Annotated in this window: 1 protein-coding gene (cut by a window edge); it reads right to left on the bottom strand. The window is 52.9% G+C overall.

The genetic code is table 11. From position 1 onward, the window contains the following. A protein-coding gene (locus MHB80_RS13650; RefSeq protein WP_341282629.1) for a non-ribosomal peptide synthase/polyketide synthase crosses the window boundary here: on the bottom strand, positions 1-19,627 show its 5' end (the start). 21,815 nt of this gene lie to the left of the window's left edge; the window shows 19,627 of its 41,442 coding nt (coding positions 1-19,627); its start codon is at positions 19,625-19,627; its stop codon lies beyond the left edge, outside the window.

Here is a 19,627-nt window from a genome sequence, read left to right as displayed (position 1 = left end):
GCTCGAATTCTACGTACGCTCCCTCGAAGCTGCGCAACGCCGGAAGCGGATAATCCAGCGGCAGGCTCAGCACCGGCAGCTCCCCGGCGAACTGCTCCAGCCAGTAGCGCTCCATCTCCCGATAAGACGCGCTTTCCCGGTAGCTTTGCTGCCACACCGCATAATCTTTATACTGCAAACGCAGCGGCTCCAGCTTTTCTCCTTCGTACAGCTTCGTAAACTCCTGGACAAATATACTCATCGACGTGCCGTCGGAAATAATATGATGCATATCGAACAGCAGCAAATGATTCGCTTCGCCCACACGCACCACCGTCGTCCGCAGCAGCGGCGCTTCGCTGAGGTCAAACGGACGAAGGAAGGTGCGAGCGCGCTCCTGTGCTTCCTCCTCTGTCGCCTCCTCGTAAGTTACCGAGAACACGGGAGACGCCATAATACGCTGCATCGGCTCCCCGTCCACTACTGCGAACCCTGTCCGCAGCGATTCGTGGCGGGCCACCAGCGCTTGCAGTGCCCTTTCCAGCCGCTGACGATCCAGCGGTCCTGCCAGACGCAGGGCGACTGGCATGTTGTAACTAAGCTCGGCTCCCTCCAGCTGCTGTAAAATGTACAGACGCTTTTGCGCTGAGGACAGTGGATAAAATTCGTTTTCTTCAATAATGGAAGGAATGAAGCTGTAAGAAGCTTGTTCCAGCTTACCAATCGCATACGCCATCTGTTCAATGGTAGCGTATTGGAATACATCCCGCAGCGGGAGGTCCACATTCATCACTTTACGCACCATGCTTACCAGCGTTGCTGCCCTTAAAGAGTGGCCTCCAAGCTCGAAGAAATTGTCCTTTACACCAACTCGCTCCAGCCTGAGCACTTCCCGCCAAATTTCCGCAAGCTCCGCTTCCTGCGACGTGCGCGGCTCGACAAGCTCCTCTCCTGTTTGCAATCTGCCTTCAGGCGCTGGCAGCGCTTTGCGGTCAATTTTTCCGTTCGATGTCAGCGGCATCCGATCCATCTGCACAAAGTACGACGGAATCATGTACCCCGGCAGCTCTTGCGATAGCAGGCTCCTTATCTCGTTTACCGCATACAGCTGATCTGCTACAAAATACGCGCAAAGATGCTTCTCTCCGCCTCCATCCTCGCAAGCGAGAACGATTGCCTCCTGCACCGCTTCCACCTTGGTCAACTGCGATTCGATTTCGCCAAGCTCAATACGGTACCCGCGAATTTTCACTTGATGGTCGATTCGGCCCAAATACTCGATGCTGCCATCTGGCAGCCATCTTGCCAAATCTCCGGAACGGTACATTTTTGCGCCAGCATCAAAAGGATTGTCAACAAACTTCTCATTTGTCAAATCAGGACGGTTCAAATACAGACGCGCCAGCCCTTCGCCAGCTACATACATTTCCCCAGTTACACCAACAGGCACGCAATTGCGCTTTGCATCCAGCACGTATACTTTTAACGTAGGAATCGGACGGCCGATATTGCTTTTCGCCTGCTCAATCTCTACCTCGGTAATCTCTTTATACGTGACATGTACCGTCGTTTCCGTAATGCCGTACATATTGATCAGCTGCGTCGCCTGATATTTCGCTCTCCAGTTTTTTAATAGTTGCGGGCTTAATGCCTCACCGCCAAAAATGACCTTGCGAACGCTCAGCATCGGCGCTTCCTCTGCCAGCGCTTCACGCAGCAATTGGTAGAAATAGGTTGGTGTCTGGTTCAAAATCGTCACTTGCTGCTCAGCAAGCAATCGCAGAAACTGCGCCGGATTTTTTGCCGCCAGCGACGGCACGATGACCAATTTCCCGCCGTACAGCAAAGCCCCATACATCTCCCATACCGAGAAGTCAAAGCAGAACGAGTGGAACAGCGTCCACGTATCCGACGGGCCGAAATCAAACAAGTTTTTGCTGTTGAACAGCAGCCGCACAACATTTTTATGCTCGATCAAGGTTCCTTTCGGCTTGCCTGTCGTCCCCGATGTGTAGATGACGTAGGCCGCATTGCTCGGCACATTGACGGATTCCAGATTGGCCCCATCTTCATGATAAGACTGCTCGTGATCAAGCAAAATGACCGTGCCTTCAAACACAGCTTGCTGCTGCCGATGCTCCTGAACCAACAGCACCTGCGTCCCGGAGTCTTCCAGCATGTAGCTGATTCGCTCCTGCGGATAGTCTGGATCAATCGGCACATATGCGCCCCCTGCTTTTAAAATCGCCATCAAGCCAACGGCCATTTCCAGCGAGCGCTCGGCCATAATGCCCACCAATTGATCAGGCTTCACACCCGCAGCCCTCAGTGTTCGGGCCAAGCGATTGGCTCGTTCGTTCAACGCCCGATACGTCAACTGCTCCTGCTCAAACCGAACGGCTACAGCATTCGGATTTTGCTGCGCCTGCTCCTCAAACAGCTGCTGAATCGTCTTCTCCCGCTGATACTCCGCTGTTGTATCGTTGAAACCGTGCAAAATCTGTGCCAGCTCCTTACTGCTCAGCATGCTCAGATCGGCAATTTCTGCTTCAGGTGCTTCAATAATGCTGTCTACCAAATGAGCAAAATGCTTCGCCATCCGCTGCGCCGTTTCCCTATTGAACAAAGCTGTTGCGTACTGTAGGTTGCAGGATAGTCCGTTGCTTTCTTCCCGAACATCCAGAACAAGGTCGAATTTAGCTATGGTGTATTCGCTCTGATATGGCTTTAGTTCAAGCCCTTCCATACGAATGCCTGTGTTTTCTGTATTTTGCAGGACAAACATGGCGTCAAACACTGGATTGCGGCTTAAATCACGATTAACTTGCACGTTTTCTACCAATTGTTCAAACAAGTAGTCCTGATGCTCATACGCTCCGAGCGCCGTTTCCTTCATTTCCTGCAAATAGCTCAAAAACGGCATGCTGCCGTGCGGATATGTGCGGATCGCGAGGGTATTGACGAACATTCCAATTAGCGGCTCTATGTCCGGATGCGTTCTGCTTGCAATCGGCGTACCGACAATAATGTCTTCTTGCCCGGAGTATTTATGCAGCAAAATCGTATACGCCGCGAGCAGTACCATATACAGCGTCGATCCATGCTGAGCAGCAAGCTCGTGCAACGCATCCCTCTGATGCGAATCGAGCTCGAAGTCAAACGCGGCTCCATCGGACTGTCTCACCGCTGGACGTGCTGCGTCCGTCGGCAGCTCCAGCACGGGCAATTCTCCAGCCAAGGCTTTCAGCCAGTAAGCTTCATGCTCCTTCATTTGTTCTTTATTGGCCTCAGACTGCTGCCAAACCGCATAATCCTTGTACTGAATCCGCAGCTCAGGCAGCTTCTCCTCCCGATATAAACGGGCGAATTCCTCCACCAAAATATCCATCGACGCGCCATCGGAAATGATGTGATGCATATCCAGCAGCAGCACATAGCGCTCTTCCGCCCATTCGATTAATTCGACCCGCAGCAGCGGCGCCTCGCTGAGGTCAAACGGCTGCACGAAATCGCGCACACGAGCTTCGACCTCCTCCTTGCTTGCCACTCCTACATAGGCAACCTCAAAGTCAACGGCTTCCTTTACCCGCTGCATCGGTTCGCCCTGTACCAGCTCAAAAGCGGTACGCAGCGTTTCGTGACGGGCAATCAGAAGCCCGAACGCTGCTTCAAAACGCGCTCGGTTCAGCTCGCCTTCCAGCAGCAGCATCCCCGGCATATTGTAGCTTTTCCCCGCTTCTTCAAGCTGCTGTAAAATGTACATCCGTTTTTGCGCCGAGGACAGCGGATAGTAGTCTCTGGCTTCCACTCGGGGAATGGCCGCATACGCCTTCTGTTCCCGTACGCTAATCACCGCTGCCAGTTCTTCAACGGTCGGATAGAGAAACACTTCTCTTAACGGCACCTCCGTCTCCAAGGCCTGATGCATACGCGATACCAGCGTCATCGCCCGGAGCGAATGGCCGCCAAGCGCAAAGAAGTTGTCGCGAATGCCGACGCGTTCAAGCCCCAGTACCTCCTCCCACAGCCGCGCGACTTCCGCTTCGACTGGTGTTCGTGGCGCGACATACGCCACTTCGCTCTGCCCCCCGACTTCCGGCTTCGGCAGCGCCTTGCGATCCAGCTTCCCGTTAGGTGTTAGCGGCATCTCAGGCAGAGATATGATGTGCGTTGGGAGCATATACGAGGGAAGTCCCTCGGCCAGCTTGCTTCGCATCTCCTTCGCTCCCAGCTCGCTGCTGCCTGTCACGGTCACATACGCGCATAACTCCGCTGCGTCCGTCTCTCTTTCTCCAGCGATCACCGTCACCACCGCTTCTTTTACCCCTTCGATTTGCAGCAGATGCGCTTCCACTTCACCCAGCTCGATCCGGTAACCCCGTATCTTCACCTGATGGTCCATCCGGCCCATATGCTCCAGTCGACCATCCGGCAGCCACCTGGCTAAATCGCCGGTTCGGTACATCCGCTCCTCGGGCACAAACGGATGCCCGACAAACCGCTCATTCGTCAGTTCCTCGCGGGCCCAGTAGCCTCGAGCTACTCCGGCTCCTCCGATGCACAGCTCTCCCACCGCTCCGATCGGCTGCACCTGCAGCGCCTCGTTCAGCACATACACCTGCGTATTGGCCAGTGGACGGCCGATGCTCATTTTTCCTCCTTCGCTCGCTTCTCTCAGGTGTTCAAACGTCGACCAGACCGTCGTTTCCGTCGGCCCGTACATATTGTACAGCTCCGCCTCCGTTTGACTGCGCAATTGGCTTTCCAGCGTCGCAGGGAAGGGCTCCCCGCCAATCAGTAGCGCCTGCATAGGACGCAGCGCAGCTGCACTGCGCGCATCCTCCAGCAGCATCACCAGACGGGAAGGTGTCGTCTGCATCACCTGGGCCGGATGCTTCGTGAGCAGCGCAGCCAGCTGCGCGGGGTCCTGCTGCTCCGCTTCGCTCGCCAGCAGCACCTGCATGCCGCAGCTCAGCGGTACCCAGCTCTCCGTCACGAAGATGTCGAAGGACACCGTCGTCACACTGAGCATGGTCGCAGATCGCGCAAAGGGCAGAGCTTCCACCATCCCCGTCATAAAGTTGACCACGTTCCGATGCTCCACCACCACGCCTTTCGGCGTGCCGGTCGTCCCCGAGGTGTAGATGACATACGCGCTGCCTTCAGCGCGGGTCTCCACCTCCGTTGATGCTGAGGAATAAGCTTTCAGTTCCTCCACAGAGCTGAACCTCACCTGCGAAGCCTGCTCCTTCTGCTGTCTATCTGAGGCATGCTCCTCCTGCTGTCCTGAAGCCTTCTGCTGTCCGTCAGAGCCCTGCTCCTCCAGACACAGCACCTGACGCAGCGGGGTTTCTACCCAGCCCGCCACCGTTTCCCGCTGGGCTTCTTCGCTTAAGAGAATGCCAATTCCAGCATCTCGAACCATCCCTTCCATGCGGCCGGCTGGCAGCGCCGGATCCAGTGGCACATAGGCCGCACCGGCTTTCATAATCCCCAGCAGACCCGCGATCAGCCAAGGCGAACGGGACAGCAGCACACCAACCCGGTCTTCGCTGCTCACGCCATGCGCGCGCAGCCAGCCCGCGATGCGGTTGGCTTGTCCGTCCAGCTCGCCGTACGTCCACACGGACAGTCCACTCACCAGCGCCGGATGTCCCGGCGTTCGCGCAGCCTGCTGCTCGAATAGCCCGTGCACCGTCGCGTTCTCAGGGAGCTCCAGCTCCGTAGCGTTGAAGTGCACCAGCAACTGCTCCCGCTGACCTGCCGTCAGCAAGTCCATGCTTCCCAGCGTTGTATGCGAATCACGGGTCACTTGACGCAGCAGCTCTGTAAAATGACCCACCCAGCGCTCTATCGTACCCTGCTCAAACAGCTTCACCGCGTATTCCAGCGTGCATCGCATGCCCTGCTCCTCTTCACTCACCGACAGCGTCAGATCGAATTTCGCCGCTCCGCTTTCTAATGGGTACGGCGTCCATTGCAAATCTGCCAGCTCCAGCTCCGATTGCTCCGTGTTTTGCAACACCAGCATCGCATCAAAAAGCGGATTGCGGCTCAAATCTCGCTGCCTGACCACCTGCTCCACCAATTCCTCGAACGGGTAGTCCCCGTGTTCGAAGGCGCTTAGCGCCGTCTGCTTCACTTCCTGCAAGTAGGCGGAGAACGACTTTTCACCCGACGGGCTTACCCGCAGCGCCAGCGTGTTCACAAACATCCCCAGCATGCCCTGCAAGTCAGCATGCGAACGTCCCGCAATCGGCGTACCCACGATCAGCTCTTCCTGACCGCTTAACCGGCCCAGCAACGCGCTGTACGCCGCCAGCAGCACCATATACACCGTCGCTCCATTCGCTCGGGCCAGCTCCCGCAGCGCTGCTGACAGCTCGCTGTCCAGCTCGAATTCTACGTGCGCTCCCTCGAAGCTGCGCAACGCCGGAAGCGGATAATCCAGCGGCAGGCTCAGCACCGGCAGCTCCCCGGCAAACTGCTCCAGCCAGTAGCGCTCCATCTCCCGATAAGACGCGCTTTCCCGGTAGCTTTGCTGCCACACCGCATAATCTTTATACTGCAAACGCAGCGGCTCCAGTTCTTCTCCTCCGTACAGCTTCGTAAACTCCTGGACAAATATACTCATTGACGTGCCGTCGGAAATAATATGATGCATGTCGAACAATAGCATATGATTCGCTTCGTCCACACGCACCACCGTCGTCCGCAGCAGCGGCGCTTCGCTGAGGTCAAACGGACGAAGGAAGGTGCGAACGCGCTCCTGTGCTTCCTCCTCCGTCGCCTCCTCGTAAGTTACCGAGAACACGGGAGACGCCATAATACGCTGCATCGGCTCCCCGTCCACTACTGCGAACCCTGTCCGCAGCGATTCGTGGCGGGCCACCAGCGCTTGCAGTGCCCTTTCCAGCCGCTGACGATCCAGCGGTCCTGCCAGACGCAGAGCGACTGGCATGTTGTAACTAAGCTCGGCTCCCTCCAGCTGCTGTAAAATGTACAGGCGCTTTTGCGCTGAGGACAGCGGATACGCCTCCTGAACCTTCACGGGCACCAGCGCTTCAAATTCGCGCTCGTCGGCTGTTTCTAGTACGGCCGCCAAGCCTTCGACCGTAGGCGAAAGGAATAACTGCCGCAGGGGAACCTCGGTCTCCAATACCTGATGAATGCGCGATACGAGCGTCATTGCTCGGAGCGAATGGCCGCCAAGCTCGAAGAAGTTGTCGCGAATGCCGACGCGCTCAAGCCCCAGCACCTCCTGCCACAGCAGAGCCAGCTTTGTTTCTACTAGTGTCCGTGGCGAGACATAATCGCCTTTCGCCAAATTTTCTGTCGGCTTCGGCAGCGCTCTAAGGTCAATTTTGCCGTTACGCGTAACCGGCAGCTCTGCAAGCTGCACGAAATAGGCCGGTATCATATATTCCGGCAAGATCGTTCTAAGCGCTGCACGCAGCTCAGCAAATGTATATTCACGCTCACCTGCCACATAAGCGCACAGCTCATTGCTGCCGCGTTCATCTTGCAGCGCAATTACAGCAGCCTCTCGAATCCCGTCCAACTCCAGCAGCTTGGTTTCGATCTCGCCCGGTTCGATTCGGTATCCTCTAATTTTAACCTGATGATCGATACGGCCTAAATACTCAATGTTTCCGTCGGCCAACCAGCGGGCCTTATCCCCAGTTCGATACATCCGGGTTCCGGGTGACCATGGATTGGAAAGGAACTTCTCACTTGTCAAATCCGGCTGATGCAGGTAACCTCTGCCGACACAAGCTCCCCCAATATACAGCTCGCCAGCTACGTTGATCGGTTGCAGCTGTCCCAGAGAATCGACAATATAAACAGACGAATTGCTAATCGGTCTACCAATCGGAGGTAGCGCAGCCATCGGCTCTTTCGGCATTATCGTATACGTCGTAGCCACATGCGTCTCGGAAGGACCGTAATGATTGTGCAGCGTTACGCCTTGCTCTCGCAAAAATTGCTGTAGTGTATGACCAACAATTAGCGCCTCTCCCGCTGTAATCAAATGCTTCACGCACTTCGGCCATACCGATTCATAAGTAGGATCGTTCCAGACGAATTTGACAAACGACGAAGGCAGGAGCAAGGTCTGAATGCCGCGATCCTCCACATAACGGAAAAGCGCAGTTGCATTTTGGCGCATCTCCTCCTCGATCAAGTGCAGCGTTCCTCCGGCAAGCAAAGTCGAGAAAATTTCTTGATAGCTCACATCAAAGCTATACGAAGCATACTGCAACACATCCTTGTCAAACGGAATGTAAGTATGCTCATATTGATGCATAATCAAGTTGATGAGGTTACCGTGTTCAAGCATGACACCTTTCGGATTGCCTGTCGTACCCGACGTATAGATGACGTAGAGCAATCGGCTGCTTTCGGTCGCTGCCGGACTCTGAAGCTGCTCATGTGAAACCTCACTTGTATCGCTGGAGCTTATTGTAGCAAGAAGCTGTTCGATGATTCTCGTTTTGCTGCGACGGACAAGGCAATCATGCGTTTGGGCGGAATCCGAATCCACCAGCAGGCAAGAGACTTTAGAATCTTCCAGTATGAACGAAATTCGTTCCTCAGGGTAGGAAGGATCAATCGGAAGGAAGGCCGCTCCCGTTTTCAAAATGCCAAGCAAACCGATAATCATTTTGGGAGAGCGTAGAGCCATTAGCCCTACAATGCTTCCGCCGCCGATCTGCTCTTGTCGCAGAGCAGCAGCCATTTGATCCGATAAACGGTCAAGTTCCCCGTAAGTAAGCATGGTGTCGCCAAATACGAGCGCAGCCGCTTCCGGTGTTTTCTCCGCCTGCTTTTGAAATAACTGATGCACATTTGTGTCTTCGAGCTTCTTCACAGGCCCGTCCATCCACCGATGCAGAGTCATCAAATCTTGTTCATTAAGCAAGTTCGCCTTGCCGAGCATGACGTCCGGCGCAGCCACGGTATGCCGAAGCAGTGCGATAAAATGATCTTTCCAACGTTCAATGGTACCCGCCTCAAACAGCGATGTCGCATACTCCATGCTGCCATGCAACTCATCTGCGGACTCGTTGACAAACAAAGACAAATCGAATTTTGCCGTCGGGTTTTCCATTGGGACAGGAAGGATCTCGACATCTGACATATGCAGAACAGATCGTTTCATATTTTGCAGAGCGAACATCGCATCAAAGACCGGATTCCGGCTCACATCCCGGTGTTGAACGACTTGATCGACAATTTCCTCAAACGGGTAGTCCGCATGTTCAAACGCTCCCAAAGAAACTTGCTTGATTTCCTCCAAGTAGTCCCTGAATGTTTTGTCTACAGACGGCATTGATCTAATGGCTAACGTGTTCACAAACATCCCCATCATATCGGACAGGTCAACATGAGGACGACCGGCAATCGGCGTGCCCACAATAATGTCATCTTGACCTGAAATTTTCGCTAGGAACACGTTGTAAGCAGCAAGCAATACCATAAATAAAGTAGTCCCTGTGTCTTGTGCCAGTTGTTTTACTTGCGTGCTCAATTTTGCATCTATAACAAAATCCAGCCGACTTCCCGCAAAGCTTTTTATAGCTGGACGGGGGAAATCCGACGGCAAATGAAGAATCGGGACCTCGCCGCCAAGCTGCTGTACCCAATATTCTTTTTGCTTGACATACGTTTCCGAGTGTTTGTTAAATGCATGCCATACCGCGTAATCCTTGTAATGAAGGGATAGTGGCTCTAAACGCTTGCCAGCGTACAGCCTTGTCATCTCCTCGATGAAAAGGCTTATTGAAGTCCCGTCAGAGATGATGTGATGCATATCAAACAGCAGCAGATGCTGCGTATCGGTCAGCTTCGTCAATTGAATGCGCAGCAGCGGAGCCAGGCCCAAATCGAAAGGACGCATGAACGCCCGAATCATTTCTTCAATTGGTCTGTCTCCGGCTTCCCCGTAAGCCAAATTGAAATCAACCTCTGAGGTAATTTTTTGAACGGGCTCGCCATCAAGCATATCAAAACTGGTCCGCAGCACTTCGTGGCGGGCGATAAGCTCCTTAAAAGCGCGTTCCAATCGGGCAAACTCCACCCGTCCATTGAATAGCAGAGCCGCAGGCATGTTATAGCTCATTTCCGCACCTTCAAGCTGGTGCAGCACGTACATCCGCTTTTGCGCGGAAGACAGCGGATAGTAGTCACGCGGAGCCGAAGGCTGCAAACCCTCAAATAGGTCTTTCGCTCGCTCCTCTACACTGAGCGCCAGCGCTTCAAGGGTCGAAAAACGGAAGATGTCACGAATCTCCACTCGCACATTCATCACTTGATGGATGCGCGATGCCAGCGTCATCGCGCTTAGCGAGTGCCCTCCCCGTGCAAAAAAGTTATCTCGTGCTCCCACTTGCGAAGTCTGCAATACGTCCTCCCAAATTGCCGCTAGTTGAGCTTCCGTCGTTGTACGAGGGGCAACATATGGCGCAGTTGCCGCTGTATCGTATGCAGGCGCAGGCAATGCCGCTCGATCCAGCTTCCCATTTCTCGTAAGCGGCAGTTCCGTAAGGTGGATGTAATACTCAGGAACCATATACAAAGGCAGAGCTGTGCTCAGCTGATATCTCAATTTTGAAGGATCTAACACACCGTCGCTAACATAATAAGCGCAAAGCAATTCGTTTCCAGGTGTATCTTTCCGAATGATGACTGAAGCTTGACGAATATCGGCGTGCAGCAGCAGACGCGCTTCAATTTCGCTCAGTTCAATCCGGTATCCCCGAATTTTGACCTGCTGATCGATTCGTCCCATATATTCGAGATTGCCATCAGGCAGCCAGCGAGCCAAATCCCCTGTTGCATACATGGTTTTACCTTCAATAAACGGATCAGGCTTGAATTTTTCCTTCGTAAGCTCAGGCTGGTTCCAGTAGCCTTTGGCTACACCGGCACCTCCGAGGTGCAGCTCTCCCGGTACGCCAACGGGAAGCATCTGACTGCCAGCGCCAAGCACGTAGGCTGTCGTTCCGCCAATCGACCGTCCTATCGGAATGCTCGTCATCCCGGTCGTCTCACTGAGAGGGAAGGCAGTCGAAAACGTAGTGTTCTCCGTCGGCCCGTATCCGTTCCATATCGTGATGGACGGGCTAGCCTTCTGAACAGCGTGAACAGGCTTCGGCAGCAATATTTCTCCACCCATGATCAAATGCTGAAGCCCAGCAAACATTCCCGCTTCCTCATTGACCAAGTGGTGAAATAGCGATGTTGTCAAAAACATGACCGTAATGCCGTTTGCTGCAATAAAATGTCCTAATCGTCTCGCGCTCAGCAGTACGTCTTTTTCTACCGGGTACAGCGCTCCGCCATGAAGCAGCGCGCCAAAAATTTCAAATGTTGCCGCATCAAAGCTGACCGAGCCGGTCTGCGCATAACGATGCTCGCTATGAAACGGCACATAACCGCCTCCTGTCACCAGGTTGACGACATTGCCGTGTGTGACCAGCACGCCTTTTGGACTGCCTGTTGTGCCAGAGGTGTACATAATATAGGCAGGATCATCGCTGCGAATTTTACGGATTGTGCGCGATTCCCCGTTGTCCCCCAGAGCTTCCTTCAGAAGCATATCAGCATCAAGCCTGATTACCGATCCCTCATACCGTTCCGGCACGCGCAAATCGCCAACAACGATCAAGCAATCCGCGCCACTATCGTTCAATATATACATGTGGCGGTCATCCGGAGCCTCCGGGTCCAAAGGTACGTAAGCGCCGCCCGCCTGCAAAATGCCCATGACTGCAACAACAAACTCGATGGAGCGCTCAGCCAAAATGCCCACAGCCGCTTGAGGCAGCAGCCCCTTTCTAATAAGCTTCCCGGCTACAGCTAAGGACTGGTACTGCAACGCCCCGTACGTAAGCTGCCGCTCGCCGCATACAACGGCCAGCCGTTCGGGATGATGATGGACGATTTCTTGAAAACGCTCTGTAATAGACACTTGCATCACAGGCGACACAGGTAGCCCGCTGTAGGCCAAAAGCTGTTCATGTTGCTCTTGCTCACGAAGCAACCTCGCTTCGGCAAGCCGCGTATCCGGCTCAGCGACTACATGATGCAGCATGTCCGTAAAATAGCGGCACCAGCGCTCTATCGTTTCACGAGCAAACAATGCCGTGGAAAACTCCAGGGAGCAGTAGTAGCCGTCCGGATGCTCATTAACCTGAAGCGTGAGGTCAAACTTCGCCGATGTTTCGGCAAACGGATACGAGTCTACGCTCAAGTCAGGTAGCGCAATGGGCAACAAATCGGTATTTTGCAGCACAAATACGGCATCGAACAACGGATTGCGGCTCATATCCCGCTCTCTGACAACCTGATTCACAAAATCCTCCAAAGGATAATCCCCATGCACTAAAGCATCCAGTGTCGTTTGTTTGATTTCCTCTAAAAATTGGGCAAAACCCTTTGGTCCTGAAGGGAATGTACGCAAAGGCAGCATATTAACAAACATCCCCATCATGGATGACAAATCTGCATGCGGACGTCCAGCAACAGGGGAACCAATGATGATCTCATCCTGGTTGGACAGCCGCGACAGGAACGTACTGTACGCCGCCAGCAGCACCATGTACACGGTGGCCCCTTTATCCAGCGCGAGCTTTTGTACCGCCTCCGACAACGCATTGTCTAGCTTGAAATCGACTCGGTCCCCTGCAAAACTGCGCAAAACCGGACGTGTGTAATCAGCAGGAAGATGCAGCACAGGCAGTTTTCCGCCCAAATGCTGGAGCCAGTAGCCCTCTTGCTCCAGATACACGGCACTTTTGGCGTATTTCTGCTGCCATACGGCATAATCTTTGTATTGCAGCCGCAGCGGTTCCAATTTTTCTCCAGCATACAGTTTCGTAAATTCTTCTACAAAAATGCTCATTGACACGCCGTCCGAGATCATATGGTTCATGTCGAGCAGCACATAGTGCAGCTGTGCTTCCACGCGCACAACCTCCACGCGCAGCAAAGGAGCCTGTCCAAGATCGAATGGACGTACAAACTCCGCGATTACGGCATCAAGCTGCTGCTGTTCCGCCTCCCGGTAGGCTGCGGCTATCTGCACATGCTCATGCACTTGCTGTACGGGCTCGTTGTCGATGAATGCAAAGGATGTTCGCAACGCGTCATGACGCAAAATGAGCTGCTGCAAGGAGGACTCAAAGCGTAATGGGTCCAGCATACCTTCCATCCGCAGAACGGCGGGCATGTTGTAGCTGACTTCTGCTCCTTCCATTTGTTGAAGCACGTATAGCCTTTTTTGCACGCTCGTAAGTGGATAATAGTCCATCTGCGTCGCTAGCTCTAGAGCAACAAATCTTTTCATTGACCTGGATGCGATCACTTCTGTCATCGCCTCAACGGTCGGGTATTGGAACAGATCCCGCAGCGTAACGTCGGCCTGAAGCTCTTTTTGCATGCGAGCAACAACAAACGTGGCCTTTAACGAATGCCCTCCTCGTTCAAAAAAATCATCCTGAACCCCGATCGGACGTACGCCCAGCACTTCCTGCCACACTTCGATCATCTTTCGTTCTGCCTCTGACCTCGGAGCCAAGTAGCTGCCATCTTTGGTCAAATTGCTGCTGTCAGGAAGCGGAAGCGCTCGGCGGTCCAATTTGCCATTGGCAGTCAAAGGCATTTGCGGTATTTGAACAAAATAAGACGGCATCATATAAGACGGCAATGCCAAGCCAAGCAGCTGTCTTAGCTCCTTCACTGCGTATTCTCGCTCCGCTACAAAATAAGCGCATAAACTGGCGTTGCCCTCTGATTCCTCGATCACAGTGACGGTTACCTCATTCATTTCTGGAAGCGTTAATAGATGCGCCTCAATGTCGCCGAGTTCAATCCGGTTCCCCCGAATTTTCACTTGATGATCCATTCGTCCCAAATACTCCAACGTGCCATCCGGCAACCACCGGCCCCAATCGCCTGTTCGGTACATACGTTCGCCCTGTACGAAAGGATCAGCCGTAAATTTGGATGCCGTCAATTCCTGTTGATTCATATACCCCCGGGCCAAGCCGGCTCCGGCAATGCAAAGTTCGCCCGGTACACCGAGCGGATTCAGCATGTCTTGTGCATTTAAAATATAAACCCGCGCATTCGGTATGGGGCGCCCAATGGTTACAGCCGTCTCTTCCGTTAGTTCCACTGCTGTCGTCACGACGGTATTTTCGGTCGGACCATATTCATTCATCAGCTGCATATCGGGATTCATAGCCTTCAGTCGACGAATTAAAGGCAGGCCAACCGCCTCGCCGGCTACTACCGCACTTCGCACCGAGCGCCAATCCTTATGCATCATGCTTTCCAGCAAGGCAGAGTAGAAGCTCGGAGGGCTTTGCAAATGGGTAATTTGATGGTTCACGATCGCTTCGCGAATGGCTGAAGCATCTTTACTGCCTTCATCACTCAAAATAACAACGGCTGCTCCTGAAACGATAGGCCAAAAAAAATGAGTCACAAACGAATCAAAAATAAAAGGATTCAACATCAACGCTCTATCTTGCGGGCTAAACGAATAATGGCGTTTTTTCCACTGTATCGTGTTCGCCAAGCTGCCGTGTTCAATCATAACGCCCTTAGACTTCCCTGTAGTACCCGATGTGTAGATGACGTAGGCCAAGTGTTCTGGAGCGAACGAGCGTTTCACTGCCTTCACTGGGATCTGCCGTAGCGGGTGGTCCTCAAAATATAAAACAGAAATGTCCTGATGGAGCTCCGCGACGAGAGGCTCATACGTTCTAAACGTAAGCAGCACTTGAGGACGGCTGTCCCCTAGCATATACCGGATGCGATCGATCGGAAATTCAGGATCGATCGGAAGGTAGGCACCCTCTGCTTTCAAGACAGCCAGTATGCCTACCGCCATTTCTAACGAACGATGAGTCATAACAGCGACAATCGTGTCCGCTCCCACTCCCTGCCCCCGCAGCTCAGCACCGAGCTGCTCTGCCCACTCATTGAGCTGCCGATAGCTCAGCTCGTCCTTTTCCCAAATGACAGCCGGTTGGTCTGGAGTTTGCATAGCTTGCTGCTCAAATAAGGTTAGCACCGAGGTTGCTGGGCCATAGTTTTTCTTAGTCCCGGCAAATTGGCCTAACAGCTGCTCTCTCTCCTGACCCGTTACAATGTCGTATGTTCCTAGCTTCGCGTCCTGTGAGTCAGCAGCCTGAACCAGCAGCTCATAGAAGCAATCGCTCCAGCGTGTTATCGTACGATGTCCAAACAAAGCGGAGTCATACTCCCATCTCAATGAGAAGCTGTCCTCCCGCTCCGTCACAGTGAGTGTCAAGTCAAACTTAGCTGCCGTATAATCCAATGGGTGCGGAGTAACATGGACATTGGCAAGCTTAAACTCCTCGTGATCCGCATGCTCCACAACGAGCATCGCGTCAAAGAGCGGATTGCGACTTAGATCACGCTGCTGAACAATGCGCTGGGCCAATTCCTCAAACGGGTAATTCCCATGCTCAAAAGCAGACAATGCCGTCTGCTTCACTTCGCGCAGATAGGCGGCAAACGTTTTGTCGCCTTCCGGGTACATGCGAAGCGCCAAGGTGTTGACAAACATACCTAACATGCCTGACAGATCCGCGTGCTGACGCCCTGCCACGGGCGTTCCTACAACGATCTCCTCTTGACTGCTGATTCGCGACAACAGCGCGCTGTATGCAGCTAGCAGCACCATGTATACGGTGGCACCGTTCTTGCGAGCCAGCTCCCGAACCGCTGTTGCAAGCTCGCCCTGAAGCTCGGCGTCTACACGGTTTCCTTTAAAACTGCGTACAGCCGGGCGAGGATCGTCGGTCGGCAGCTGAAGCACAGGCACGTCTCCGGCAAACTGATCCAGCCAATAGGCTTCCTGCTTGGCGTAATCTTGTGTGTACTTGTAGGCTTGCTGCCATACAGCGTAGTCTTTATATTGCAGCTGTAGCGGCTCCAGCGTTTCTCCGACATAAGCTGCAGCTAGCTCTTCGGTCAAAATTTGCACAGAAATACCATCCGAGATAATATGATGCATGTCAAACAAGAGCAGATGCCGTTGCTCCCCAATACGTACAATTTTTGCCCGCAGCAACGGAGCCATGCCCAGGTCAAACGGTTGGATGAAAGTCGAAATTTGCTCGTATGCCTCTTTTTCCTCTGCTTCCTCATAAAGAAGGGAGAAGACAACCTGCTGATGCACATGCTGAACAGGCTCTCCATCTACAACTGTAAATGAAGTGCGTAAAGCGTCGTGCCGAGCGATAAGGACGCCCAATGTTGCCTCCATCTGCTGCATATCCAGCGGGCCTTCCAAATGCAAGACAGCTGGCATATTGTAGCTAAGTCCCGAAGCATCCAATTGCTGCAGCATAAATAGCCGTTTCTGCGCAGATGACAGCGGGTAATACGGCTGATGTGGCGCAGGCATAAGCGACTCGTAAATATATTCGGTGGCTGAGCTGACCGCCTCGGTTAAATCTTTGAGCGTTACAGCCTGAAAAATGTCCCGCAAGCCGAGCTCTATCTGAAATTCCTGATGGATGCGCGTCAGCAGCGTTATGGCTTTCAGCGATTGGCCTCCAAGATCAAAGAAATTGTCTTCCAGCCCAATCCGCTCTTGACCCAGCACCTCCTGCCATAACGCGGCCATCCGCTGCTGCGCATCTGTAACTGGACGTATGTATAATTTGGAGGAAACTATTTCATCCAGTGCAGGCAAAGCTCTGCGATCCACTTTGCCGTTTGTTGTTAAAGGCAGCTTCTCCAGTTTCTTAAAGACAGCAGGCACCATATAATCCGGCAGCATCGAAGACAAAAATGCTCGCAGTTCGGCCGTTTCCAGCGCTGCTTCTGCTGTGTAATATGCGCAAAGCACCAGCTCTCTCTGGCGATCTGGCATGACAGCAACAACCGCCTCGCGGATGGATTCAATTTCTAGCAGACGCGCTTCAATCTCGCCCGGTTCGACCCTATAGCCCCGAATACTGAGCTGGTCGTCCAAGCGCCCGAGAAACTGCAAATTTCCGTCCGGCAGCCAGCAAGCCTGATCCCCTGTGCGATACATGCGCCCATATTCAACGAATGGATCTGGAACGAAACGCTCGGCCGTCAGTTCCGGCCTGTTCAGGTAGCCCCGAGCTACGCTGGCTCCGCCAATGCACAGCTCCCCGTGCACGCCAACGGGCTGTAAGGTTCCACCCTGACCTAGCACGTAAAGATTGACATGAGGAAGCGGCCGACCAATCGGTATACTTCCTTCCTGAGGCAGCATGTCCCCCATCCCCACTTCATAATAGGACGCATCAATACATGCTTCCGTTACCCCATAACTGTTGAGAATGCGCATGGCAGAGCCAAAACGCTCGTGCACCCTCTGAAAGTCTTTCGCAGGAAAGCGGTCAGAGCCCATAATTAACAACCGCAGTTGCCCCGTACTTAAATCATTTTCATATATATAATCCATCAGCGGTACAAGCAATGCTGGCGTCGACTCCAGCAGCGTAATGCCGTATTCGACGATAGCGGCATGGAGACGGGGCAAGCTGAGACGAGCCTCATCCGAACATAAGACAAGCAGCCCTCCGCTGAGCCATGCTCTGGCCAAATCGCCAGCAAATACGTCAAAAGAAAAGCTCGCCAATTGCAGGAGCCTTACCTCCATAACTTCCAGCTTATATTCATGGCCCCAAGACCTCGCTGTTTCAGCCCAACTGAATTGATCGACCATAACCCCCTTCGGTCTGCCTGTAGTTCCAGACGTGTAGATGACATACGCAAGCTGTTCAGCAGAACAATGATGTAGCAAATTGGCTCCATCCTCGCCATAGCTTGCCTCTTGTCTCAAATCAATGACTTGGCAGTCGTCAGGAATAGCCATAATGACATCATCTGCCGTAAGCAGGATACGCGCCTCGCTATCCGACACCATATAGGCCAGCCGTTCAGCAGGCAGCGAATTATCCAGCGGAACGAAAGCCCCGCCTGCTTTTAATACAGCAAGAACAGCGGTCACGATGAGCGGAGATCGTGTTCCCAAAATGGCCACAGGCTCCCCTTGGCGTATGCCTTGTTGACCCAGTGTTCTCGCCAATTTGTTAGCTTGCTCATTCAATTGACGGTAGGTCAGCGACGAGCCGTCAGATCCCGCAACAGCGGTACGATCTGGTGTATTTGCAGCATGCGCCTCGAACATTTCATGCAATAAAAGCTCTTGTTGGTGCTTAATCCGTCGTCCAAAGCTGTACGAGCTCAGTACGTCCTGCAGCTCCCAAGGAGGTAGAATGTTAAAACGTCCTATCACTTGCAAAGGATCTGTTATGGCTTCTCTGATCACATGCAGCAAGCGTTGAATCAAAAGGTCAATGTCTTCGCGTGCAAACAGGTCTGTTAAATAATCGATTTGAATAGCCATTTCGCCTGTTTTTACATGTTCGCGAATGTGCACCGTCAATTCGTTATCTTGATGATCATTTCCGAGCGGCTTCGTCTCATATTGGAAAGGTGCGTCAGCAGGCAGCGCATCCCACTCCATCGGATGGTAATTGAAAAATACAGGTAGCAGCGCATCAGTAAAACCAAATTGGTTGCGAAGCTCAGGTACAATCCGGTTAAACGGGTATTTCTGATGCCGAATCAGCTCGCTTTGCTTGCTTTTCACCTGTTTCAGGAAATCTGCGAACGACCATGAAGTATCCAGCCGCATACGGAAAGGCGTCGTGCTGACCAGCATCGCCACCATCGCTTTCTGTTCCCGCGATGTCCGATTGGCATACATCGTTCCAAGCACGATCTCCTCATCCCCGCAAATTCGCGACAAATACAGACAAAGAGCAGCCACGAACAAGTTAAATGGGGAAACTTGCTGTTCCTCACAGAAGGCATGGATAACGTTGCCATCGGATGCAGCTATTTCATAATATACACAGCTTGCCGAACTGCTCGCTAGCTGCCTCGCGCTTTGGGAGGAGTCAATCCGTGTAATTGGGGGAAGCGTGCTGAACTCTTCGTCCCAGAAGGCCTTATCTTTCAGAAAGCGAGAAGATTGCAAATATTGTTCCTCACTTTGCAGCAGCCCCGTACAAGCAGGCGCCGGTTCCTTAGGAAGCTCCTCATGACAAAGCAAGGCCCTATAGCCGCTAATGATTTCATTCCCTATCAAATTGAGCGAATAGCCGTCGGCAATAATATGATGAATGCTCAAAAACAATCTGGCTTCCTGTTCTCCAGTCCGAAGCAAGGTGAACTTAAATAAAGGGGAATCAAAAAGAGAGAACGGCTGACTCGACAGAAAATCGACGTTTACCCGCCATGCTTCAGCTTCACTTTCTCTTAAATCCACAACATTAATGTCAAATGGTTTATAACGCACAATATAGCTGAGAGGCTCCTCCCCCTCCCTATACAGCAATTGCATACGCAAAGCTTCATGACGAAGTGCAAGAGTTTGCAGCACTTCCAGAATCAATTCCTCTTGTATCGTCCCCTTTATGGTAAGTAAGCTGTTAAGTGTGGCTACCGTGGTATGGGGATTCAGCAGCTCCATGTACCATATTCTTCGCTGTGCTTCTGTAAGCACGTAAACAGCGCCTTCATGTTCTTGAAGTTGCAGCTTGGTTTCACTCATTGACAT

This window comes from Paenibacillus sp. FSL H8-0537, from assembly GCF_038051995.1.
Classification (GTDB): Bacteria; Bacillota; Bacilli; order Paenibacillales; family Paenibacillaceae; genus Pristimantibacillus.
The sequence above is the reverse complement of the archived record's forward strand: the minus strand, read 5'-3'. Positions and strand labels throughout refer to the sequence as shown.